General features: G+C 48.0%; 1 protein-coding gene. It reads right to left on the bottom strand.

Annotated elements, in window-relative coordinates; translation table 11 throughout:
- Positions 1-233 (bottom strand): hypothetical protein (locus GKAS_RS25215; RefSeq protein ID WP_210436389.1); only part of this gene is annotated, 233 nt, incomplete at its 3' end.
- Positions 234-302: the final 69 nt, after the last annotated feature.

Raw genomic sequence — 302 nt, 5'->3', positions numbered from 1 at the left:
CTCCCTCTAAAAGGTGAGATGGAAGCTCGTTTATGTGGGGCGATCATAGATGACTTATCGCGTTCAGTGGATAACCTATTGATCACAGCATTTTTCGGTAGTGCCATTTGCCTTGTTTTGGTCTTGCTCATATTTAAGAAGGTGAGATGACCGCCAAAGGCTGGAACCCACCAGCCTTCCCTTCCCCCGATTTTAGGCAATAGAAGCCATAAAGCCCCGTTGGTGAACAGCAACAAGCGGAGCCGTTAGGCGACTACATCGGATTGTCAGAGAAGATCACACCTTATCAGGATAACCGTGCA

This window comes from Kluyvera ascorbata ATCC 33433 (assembly GCF_000735365.1).
GTDB lineage: Bacteria > Pseudomonadota > Gammaproteobacteria > Enterobacterales > Enterobacteriaceae > Kluyvera > Kluyvera ascorbata.
This window is presented reverse-complemented; position numbering and strand designations above follow the sequence as displayed.